Origin of the sequence: Candidatus Schmidhempelia bombi str. Bimp (assembly GCF_000471645.3) — a bacterium.
Classification (GTDB): domain Bacteria; phylum Pseudomonadota; class Gammaproteobacteria; order Enterobacterales; family Orbaceae; genus Utexia; species Utexia bombi.
On record NZ_AWGA01000048.1, the window covers coordinates 1 to 10,396 of the forward strand.

Here is a 10,396-nt window from a genome sequence, read left to right on the forward strand (position 1 = left end):
TTTTTGCTTCTTCGACCGCATCCATAATCGCGGTAATTTGTGGTACACCCACGCCAGTCACAATACGGGTGGTACAAATAGAGCCAGGACCAATGCCTACTTTTACCGCATTAACCCCTGCTTTAATTAAGGCTAAAGCGCCCTCAGCAGTGGCAACATTGCCACCAATAATTTGTAAATCAGGGTAAGCTTTACGCGTAGCAGCAATACGCTGTAATACCCCTTCTGAATGTCCATGTGATGAATCAATCAGTAGCACATCTATACCCGCATCGACTAATGCAGCGATCCGTTCTTCATTTCCTGGTGCGGCGCCTACAGCGGCCCCTACTCGTAATTGGCCTAATTCATCTTTACATGAATGAGGTTTCTCTTCCGCTTTTTGGAAATCTCTAACAGTTATCATTCCTTTTAAATGAAATTTTTTATCGACCACCAGTACTTTTTCAATACGATGTTCATGCATAGATTTAAGGACTGTTTCGCGTTTTTCCCCTTCATGTACGGTGACTAGGCGTTCTTTGGGGGTCATTACTGCCGTTATTGGTAAGGATAGATCGGTAACAAATCGTACATCACGTGCTGTTACTAAACCAACAAGTTCATTTTTATTGTTGACTACCGGAAAACCAGCAAAACCATGCTCTTTGGCTAATGCGATAACGTCTTTGACGGTTGCAGAAGGTAATATAGTGACAGGATCTCGAACGATACCACTTTCATACTTTTTGACTTTACGAACCTCATCCACTTGGCGTTCAATCGACATATTTTTATGAATAAAACCGATACCGCCTTCTTGTGCTAAGGCAATCGCTAATTTAGCCTCTGTAACGGTATCCATTGCTGCAGAAAGCATAGGAATATTCAAACGAATTTTTTCGGTTAACTGGGTACTTAAATCTGCTGTATTAGGTAAGACAGTAGAGTGGGCCGGAACTAAAAGAACATCATCAAATGTGAGTGCTTCCTTGATTATTCGAGACATGCAATATTCATCCTAATTGAGTTGTTGATAAAATATTGCCGAGGTATATTATAGATTTTTTTCAAATAAATCAATTTTTTATTTGATATTATAGTGATTAACTAACAAAATTAATTTTTTACTAAAAGCAATTATTGGGTACTGAGTGTGGTTACATAGCTTTTAACACTAATGATCAAACGGATAAAGTAGGATAAATAATAATAATTTTTACTGGATATTTAATCATCATTTTCCCTTATTAATACTTGATTTTTTTGGATTAGGCTTCATTATAGAGGGCTAGATAAAGTATCAATGATTAAATTATTACAAGGTATCAGCATGACCAATCCATTATTAACTGAAGCACCATTGCCGCTGTTTTCCAAAATTCAACCCGAACATGTCTTACCTGCCGTTAAATCAGCCTTAGAGCACTGCCGACAAACGGTTGAATCGGTTGTGGCACAAACCATTCCTTATACATGGGACAATCTCATTCAGCCTATTGATGAAGCAGATGCTAAATTAGGACGAGTTTGGTCGCCGGTTAGTCATCTTAATTCGGTAAAAAATAGTCCAGCATTACGTGAGGCGTATGAGGCTGCGCTGCCATTACTATCAGAATATGGGACTTGGGTTGGCCAACATAAAGGTTTATATAATGCTTATAAACAGCTAAAGACAAGTCATGATTATGCTACGTTAACTTCGGCGCAACGTAAAGCGATTGATAATGCATTACGTGATTTTGAACTATCAGGTATTGGTTTATCTGAAGATAAACAGAAACGTTACGGTGAAATCGTTGCCAAACTTTCTGAATTATCATCCAATTACAGTAATAATGTCCTGGATGCGACGATGGCCTTTAGTAAATTAATTACGGATATTAATTTATTATCAGGTTTACCAGAAAGTGCCTTAGCCGCGGCAAAAGCCCAAGCTGAGGCTAAAGGGCAGCAAGGTTGGTTATTAACATTGGATATGCCAAGTTATATTCCGATCCTGACCTATTGTGATAATCGTGATTTACGTTATGAAATGTATCAGGCTTATGTGACGCGTGCATCAGATCAAGGCATTAATGCTGGGAAATGGGATAATACCGAAAATATAAAACAGATAGTGGCATTACGTCATGAGCTTGCCACTCTCCTTGGTTTTGCTAGTTATGCTGACAAATCGCTAGCGACCAAAATGGCCACTGATCCTCAGCAAGTTATGGCATTTCTAACCGATTTAGCCCAGCGAGCAAAACCACAAGGTGAAGATGAACTGACTCAATTAAAACGCTATGCCTATGAATATTTTGGTGCCAGCGATCTACAACCATGGGATATAAGTTATTACAGCGAAAAACAGAAACAACATCTTTATGCTATTAATGATGAGGAGTTACGTCCTTATTTTCCTGAACAACGCGTAGTAAGTGGCTTATTTGAGGTGGTACACCGTATTTTTGGCATTACGGCTAAAGAGCGCCATGATGTTGAAGTATGGGATCAGCAAGTAAGATTCTTTGATCTTTTTGACAAACAAGGTGAACTAAAAGGGAGTTTCTATTTAGATCTGTATGCCAGAGAACATAAACGAGGTGGTGCATGGATGGATGATTGCCTTGGTCGTATGCGTTTTGCTGATGGTCATCTACAAAAACCAGTAGCTTACTTAACTTGTAACTTTAACCGACCTATTGGTGATAAACCAGCCTTATTTACTCATGATGAGGTTACAACATTGTTCCATGAGTTTGGCCATGGTTTACACCATATGTTAACCGAAATTGAAACGTCAGCAGTGGCAGGAATTAATGGCGTGCCTTGGGATGCGGTTGAATTACCAAGCCAATTTTTAGAAAATTGGTGTTGGCAACCTGAAGCGTTGTCTTTTATCTCTGGTCATTATCAAACCGGCGAATCATTACCTAAAGCGATGTTAGATCGCTTATTAGCGGCTAAAAACTATCAAGCGGCGTTATTTATTTTACGTCAATTAGAATTTGGTTTATTTGATTTCCGTCTACATTATGAATACAGCCCTGAGCAAGAAGTTAAGGTGTTAGAAACATTGCAACAAGTAAGACAACAAGTCGCCGTTGTACCAACCGTTGAGTGGGGACGTTTTCCTCATGCATTTAGTCACATTTTTGCAGGTGGTTATGCCGCGGGTTATTATAGCTATTTATGGGCAGAAGTTTTATCCGCGGACGCCTTTTCTCGCTTTGAGGAAGAAGGGATTTTCAATGTAAAAACAGGAAATGCGTTCTTAGATCATATCTTGTCCCAAGGGGGGAGTGATGAACCAATGAACCTATTTAAAAATTTTCGTGGGCGTGAACCAAAATTAGATGCCTTATTGCGCCACTATGGTATTGCGAAATAGGCGTTATTCATTGTGATTCAACTTATTTGTGAACCTGATGCTGATCCTGCGCTATTAGCGGGATTAGCTGATCGCTGGCAACTTGATGCTGATCCTACGGCTAATTTGGCTTTAGTTCTCACTTGCTCTCATTTAGCACTACGTAAGCTTGATGAGCCGAAATTAGGTGACATTGTTGTCGATTTTGTTTCTGGGGCCATGGCACATCGGCGTCGTTTTGGTGGTGGGCGTGGTGAAGCGGTTGCAAAGGCGGTAGGGATTAAAGGTCATTACCTCCCTACTGTTGTTGATGCCACCGCAGGTTTAGGACGTGATGCGTTTGTTTTGGCTGCGTTAGGTTGTCAAGTGACGCTATTTGAACGACATCCTGTGGTCGCTGCTTTATTAGATGATGGATTACAACGGGCTTACCGTGACCCTGACATTGGGGAATGGATGCAACGAGGTATGCGTCTTATTCATGATTCCAGTCTTAGTGCTTTACCAACACTACCAGAAAAACCTGATGTGGTTTATTTAGATCCCATGTATCCACATCGACAAAAAAGTGCGTTGGTTAAAAAAGAGATGCGTCTATTTCAACTATTGGTTGGAGGGGATCACGATGCCGATGATTTACTCCCAATAGCTTGTCAATTGGCTAAAAAACGCGTGGTCGTAAAACGACCTGATTATGCCCCTTTTTTAAAGGCAAGCAAACCACAAGCGGAAATCAAAACTAAAAATCACCGTTTCGATATTTATGCAGGGCAGGGTTGATGTACGTTGGCTAAGTAAATACACATTATTACTCAATAGCAGTTAAGTAGTATCTTTTATTTTCAAGTCAAGATAATTATTATTTTGGCTTGATTTTATTTAGTTGGCAAAACATCATGTAAAAATAGAAAATTAAGTGAGATTTAGAAGCTTATTGCTATAGTCTTTAATATTATCAAATTTAATAGAATAATTTTTATGTAATACGGATAATATTCAATAAATGCAATTTATGTTTAATCAAAATGGTAGAAGAAAAAGATTTAACTATCCAACAAAACGTAACGCCAAGTTTACAAGGACTCTGTATCAAGCATAAAAAATTGAAAAAACAAGGAATATGAATCAGTATTAAGAACCAAAAGTAAAGCTGTAAGCTTTTAGAAACGAGGCAAATATTATTCATGGAATAATTATGGCTAAAAAAAATAAATCAAAAAAATCAGTATCAGATAAAATAAGAAATTTCAACTATCTAAAGAATGATGATATTCAGAAAGATAGTATTTTATTAAGAAATTTAAGCTTGTTTACAATACTTTTAACCGCACTAATATATATTAGCGCGTACATATGTGAAGTAATAACTGCTATTTGTTATGGATTTGATATCGATTTAATATCATTGTCAATGTCTACTCTTATAAAAAATAATATAGTATGTTTATTATTAATTATTCCAAGCATGTTACCAATTTTATTTGATTATTTACGTAATCACCAAAAGTCTTCTTCAAATGTAAAGCAAGTAGTCAAAAATTATTATATATTCATTATTACAACCATAGTTGTAATTTTATCTATTGTTGTTTATAAATTTAACCAATTTATTTTTTACAAGCTATTTTTGCCTGTAGTGATTATTTTGGTTTCTATTCTTTTATTTATTTACTTTTTTCTTAAGTTAATTTGTTCAATGAACTTTATTCAATTATTTTATTATCTTTTTTTCTGGGTTTTTTTATTTCTTATTCTTGTCGCAATAACATTTTTTAATTTTATTCTAACGGCGAATAAACCATACCAAATATTTAGTTATGATAACCAAAACTATGCTTTATTGAGGCGGTATGATAATAGTTTAGTTGCTAAAAAAATTATTACAAAAGAGCAAAATGGGCAAGAGAAAAATTATTTTTACGATGAAATATTGTATTTACCAATAGCTACCCTAAAAAAAGGGTTACTTTTTAGAATTGTAAAAGTAGAGAATGATAGTAATTAATCAAAAACTACTGGATAGCTATTACTTAAATAAAAATCAAATGGGATAAGTAAAAAATAATAATTTTTCAGTAAGGGTTGAAAAAGATGTTTGTCTCTTTTATTACCAATAAATTATTTAATCATTAATTTAAAAAAGAGTATGGATGTCATAAATATAATCAATAAAGTGCTTATTTGTTATAGCTAGTCAAGCCTAGAACATGGACAATGGGTATTGGATTTAGATGAACGGTTATATCATGATGAGATAGACATTCAATTAGAGGGATAAAAGACGGAAATAATCAATTTTTTATGGAACAATTAACTACAAATATTTGTGAAAATAAAGACAGTTATAAAATGATAACTACTCAATTGTTATGATAACTATTCGGTATTGCTATCTTTCAGATAGAGGCTTTAATAGCATTGAAGATGATGTAAACTATATTACTGAATTTAAGTTCGTCTTTTATCATTTATTTTTTCACTGATTTAAATAAATTTACAAAAATCTTATGGGGGCATGCCGGATTCTTATAAGAAGATGATTGAAAGAGGTGAAGAAGTTCAAGGTAATGCAATCCATATTTTTTACGATAAAATAATATTGAATTGTTAAATCGTTATAACGAAATAACAATATATCAAGCTCATTCTCATGTTTTTAGTGCAAAGAAAATATGGCGGCAAAATGGTAGTTGGGAATATTTTTTATAGTTAAATATATCTATATATGTATTTTTAACTAACTGATTTTTTTAAATATTACTATAAATAATTCTTAATTGTATAGAAATACTATAAATAATTCATATCTATAGCAACAATGACAAAAATTTATTTTAAATTGAAATGATAAATTATTATGCCTAATTAAGATAAATTTTAATTTAAACAATAAAGAGATTATTCAATTAAATCATTTTATGAATCAAAAACGCCTATATTAAATATCACTTTTTCATTATTTTTTAATTTGTTTTAAAACAAACATAAACTTTATACTGGGTCACCATTTTCGATTTAATCTAAAACTACGTTATTATAAACTGAAGATAAAAATAGGTTATTAGGGTTAAAATAACATGGTTGAACTTAATATAACATCGCTAACAGGGAAGCAGTTTTTAGACGCTAAACCAATTTATTCTTATCAACTTAACGGTAAAGGAGGGGCTCAGTTAATTACATCGGATGCAACCACTGCTAAAGCGACGCCTTTCTGGATACACCTCGATGATAAAGATCAAGATACCGTACAATGGCTTAATAATACGGATTTAATCCCAGATATTGCTAAAACCGATATGCTTAATCGTGATGAGCTACCAAGAGAGTTTCGTCTTGATATGACGGGTGGTATACTCGTGGTGTTAAAAGGGGTCAATACCACCGCTAATGGGTTACCGGCAACCCCCATTGCTACATTACGCTTTTATATTACTGATACCTATATTATCTCGATTCAGCACCAAAAAATAAAAGCGATTGAGCAATTGTATGAACAATTGAACAAGAATATTGGACCTGTAGATGTTGCGGATTGGCTAGTGCAAATTTTTGAGAATTTAACTGATTATGCAAATAGCGCTGTAGAAAAAATTCACAATCAAGTCATCAAGCTTGAAGATAACGTATTAAGTGACAAACGTATTATTTCACATAAAGAGATGAGTCATACACGGCGACAATTGGTCTTATTGCGTCGTATATTAACACCGCAACGAGATATCTTTACTAAAATTTCAACTGAACGGTTGTCATGGATTGACGATAATGATCGTCAACATATGCACGATGTTTCAGGTCGATTAAATATTTATGTCAGCGAAATTGATAGCTGTTTATCAAGATTAGCCTCTATTATTGATCAGATTAATTCCATGTTAACGGAATCAATGAATAAACGTATCTATGTTATGTCATTAGTATCAACGATCTTTCTGCCCCTAACTTTTCTTACTAGTTTATTTGGAGTCAACTTATCGGGTATTCCTTTAAACGAGTTTTGGTGGGCATTTGGTGGATTCTGTTTCCTACTCACTATTATGGGAATTATATTAACGATCTGGTTGAAGAAAAAACAGTGGCTTTAGGTCAATTTGCCAATTAATAAAAAGGGGCATATACTCTTCGATCTTTTATTTTTTATCACCTTTGACTAGCAGAGATGAATAAGCAGGTTAAAACGTTACGTTTAGTACAATAATTATGTTGCTCTATATTGCAGAAAAACCAAGTTTAGCGCGGGCAATTGTTGATGTGTTGCCTAAACCCCATCAAAAAGGGGAGGGATTTATTCGTGTTGGTAATGGAGATATCGTGAGTTGGTGTATTGGACACCTGTTAGAACAAGCCTCACCTGACGCTTATGATGAACGATTAAAAAAATGGCAATTGGCTGATCTTCCGATTATACCGGAGAAATGGCGACTTATTCCTAAACAAAGTACAAAAAAACAGTTAACAGTACTAAAAAAATTGATTAGCCAAAGTGATCAGATTGTCCACGTTGGCGATCCTGATCGTGAAGGTCAATTATTAATAGATGAAGTACTGAATTATTGTCAGCTAACGCCAAATAAAAGACGGGCAGTAAAACGTTGTTTGATTAGCGATCTTAATGCTGCTGCTGTAGAAAAAGCATTAAAAAATTTACGCAGTAATCTTGATTTTGTTCCATTATCGATTTCCGCTTTAGCACGGGCGAGAGCGGATTGGCTTTATGGTATTAATATGAGTCGTTTATATACCATTAAAGGACGGCAATTAGGTTATCAAGGTGTATTATCGGTTGGGCGCGTACAAACCCCACTCTTAGGACTTGTGGTTAAACGTGATCACGATATTGCGCATTTTCAACCTAAAGCTTATTATGAAGTATACGCGATACTTGAAACCAAAAATAAAGAGAGTTTTCGTGCCAAGTGGCAACCTAGTGTAGCATGTGCTCCGTATCAGGACGAGGAAGGGCGTATATTATCCAAAGCTCTGGCTGAGAATGTGGTAAAACGTATTCAATCACAACCAGGTACTATTTTACAGGTAAGTAATAAAAAGAAAGCGTTAGCGCCACCCTTACCATTTAATTTATCCAGTTTACAAATTGAACTAGCGCGCAAAGCGGGATTAAGCGCACAGGAGGTCTTAGACTCGTGTCAAGCTCTGTATGAAAAACATAAATTAATTACTTATCCTCGTTCAGATAGCCGTTATTTACCAGAAGAACATATTAATCAAATTACTAGCATTAAAAATGCCTTAACTAATAATTTACCCGAATTAAGTGTTGCGATAGAACAGGCCAATTTTTCATTACGTTCAAAAGCATGGGATGATAAAAAAGTTGACGCTCATCACGCCATTATTCCGACATTGCGTAAAAATGGTATAGAACGCTTAACTGCCAATGAAAGACTAATTTATCAAACGATTGCGTTACATTACCTTGCGCAGTTTTACCCTGCTTATCGTTATGCTGAATTACAAATTGATGTTGAGATAGCGGGTGGAAAATTTATCGCCAAAGCGACACAAATGTTAGAGGAAGGTTGGAAAGTTTTATTTAATTCAAAAAATAATCAAGAAAAAATGGATGTACAAGCTCCTGAAGCACCGCCATTAAAAAGCATGGTTAAAAAAGGGGAAATTGTTCACTGCATTGATACCGAACTACTGGATAAACAGACGCAACCGCCAAAATCATTTAATGATGCGACGCTATTATCAGCAATGACAGGTATTGCTCGTTTTGTCAAAGATCCAGAGATAAAAAAAATATTGCGTGATACCGATGGTCTTGGAACAGAAGCAACGCGCGCAGGTATTATTGAGTTACTTTTCAAACGTCAATTTTTGGAACGTAACGGTAAACAAATCAAAGCGACTGCGGCGGGTAAATTACTTATTGCCAATCTACCAGAGGTAGCAACTACGCCCGATATGACTGCATTATGGGAATCACAATTAGAACAAATTAGTAATAAGTCACGTAGTTATAATGCCTTTATGCAAGAACTACAGGTTTTTCTGCAACAACTGATCGAACAATTGCGGCAGCGATCATTTCGCTGAATTTTGTTATAATTTACTTAAACGTAAGACGTCAATGGTTAGATAAACAGTCGCTTTGTCGCAATGCGTGAAGTTCATCCACAATCTAAGCTAATCAATAAATTTAAGAGGCAAGAATGAGTTTACAGATTGAACAAATTGTTTTACATCAATTAATTCGTAAAAGTGATACAGAAATTGAGGTCATCTTACGCGATACTCCCATTAATAATAGTGATGCCGTGGTTGAGTTGATTAATGAAATTAACCAAGTTTATAATAATAAAAGTAAAGCTTATGGTTTATTCAATGAAGATAGTGTATTTGCTCAATCAGTACGCGAATATTATGCCAATAAACAAGATTTTATTCATTTTAGCCAAACTTCGACTAAACAACTGCGTGATGAGATTATCAAATACCCTTTTGCCGAAGGGGGAACGGTTATTTTCTGTTTATATCGTTATTTGAGCGCTGAATATTTAATGATTGCCGTATTAAATAACTGTCATAGTCTATTCATAGATGATAAATTAAATGTCACGAATACCCAGTACTTGGACATCGCTCATGCTGATATTATTGCCCGAATTGATCTAACTGAATGGCGAACAGAAACGGATTCGAAGCGTTATTTAACCTTTTTAAAAGGGCGTGTGGGACGTAAAGTCGCTGACTTTTTTATGGATTATCTAGGGGCAACAGAGGGTGTAAATGCCAAACTACAAAATAAAAATTTAGTTCAAGCTATTGATGATTACTGTCAGCAAATCCCATTAGATAAGCAACAAAAACAGGCTTGTCGTCAACAAGTTTATGATTATTGTCATGATCAACTTGAGACGGGTGAAGAGATAGAGCTTGCTTCCTTAGCAAAAAATTTGCCCGATAATACGGATAATGGTTTTCTCGATTTTGTGCGGCAAAGTGAGTACGATTTGGAACAAACTTTTCCTGTCGATCGTAGCGCATTACGTAGCTTGAAAAAATACAGTGGTAGTGGTGGCGGGTTATCCA

The 10,396-nt window shown here is 35.3% G+C and carries 7 protein-coding genes; 6 read left to right on the forward strand and 1 reads right to left on the reverse strand.

The annotated features are described in order from the left end of the window. Nucleotides 1-988 (reverse strand): IMP dehydrogenase (gene guaB / locus O970_RS04645; RefSeq protein WP_024495987.1); only part of this gene is annotated, 988 nt, incomplete at its 3' end. Nucleotides 989-1,312: 324 nt separating this feature from the next. Between guaB and prlC the strand changes: the two genes are divergently transcribed. From prlC to yejK, 6 genes are all read left to right on the forward strand, one after another. Next, nucleotides 1,313-3,355, forward strand: coding sequence for an oligopeptidase A (gene prlC / locus O970_RS04650; RefSeq protein ID WP_024495988.1), 2,043 nt, complete (start codon nt 1,313-1,315; stop codon nt 3,353-3,355). 9 nt (nt 3,356-3,364) lie between these two features. Then, a complete protein-coding gene (locus tag O970_RS04655) occupies nt 3,365-4,114 on the forward strand; it encodes a class I SAM-dependent methyltransferase (protein ID WP_024495989.1) in 750 nt (249 codons plus the stop codon). 415 nt (nt 4,115-4,529) lie between these two features. Further along, complete coding sequence (locus O970_RS04660; protein ID WP_024495990.1) at nt 4,530-5,339, forward strand: hypothetical protein; 810 nt, start codon at nt 4,530-4,532, stop codon at nt 5,337-5,339. Between the two features lie 1,072 nt (nt 5,340-6,411). Continuing rightward, a complete protein-coding gene (gene zntB, locus O970_RS04665) occupies nt 6,412-7,422 on the forward strand; it encodes a zinc transporter ZntB (protein ID WP_024495991.1) in 1,011 nt (336 codons plus the stop codon). 115 nt (nt 7,423-7,537) lie between these two features. Beyond that, the gene (locus O970_RS04670; RefSeq protein ID WP_024495992.1) at nt 7,538-9,400 is read left to right on the forward strand and encodes a DNA topoisomerase III; all 1,863 of its coding nucleotides are present in this window, start codon (nt 7,538-7,540) and stop codon (nt 9,398-9,400) included. A gap of 116 nt (nt 9,401-9,516) precedes the next feature. Beyond that, nucleotides 9,517-10,396 (forward strand): nucleoid-associated protein YejK (gene yejK / locus O970_RS04675; RefSeq protein WP_024495993.1); only part of this gene is annotated, 880 nt, incomplete at its 3' end.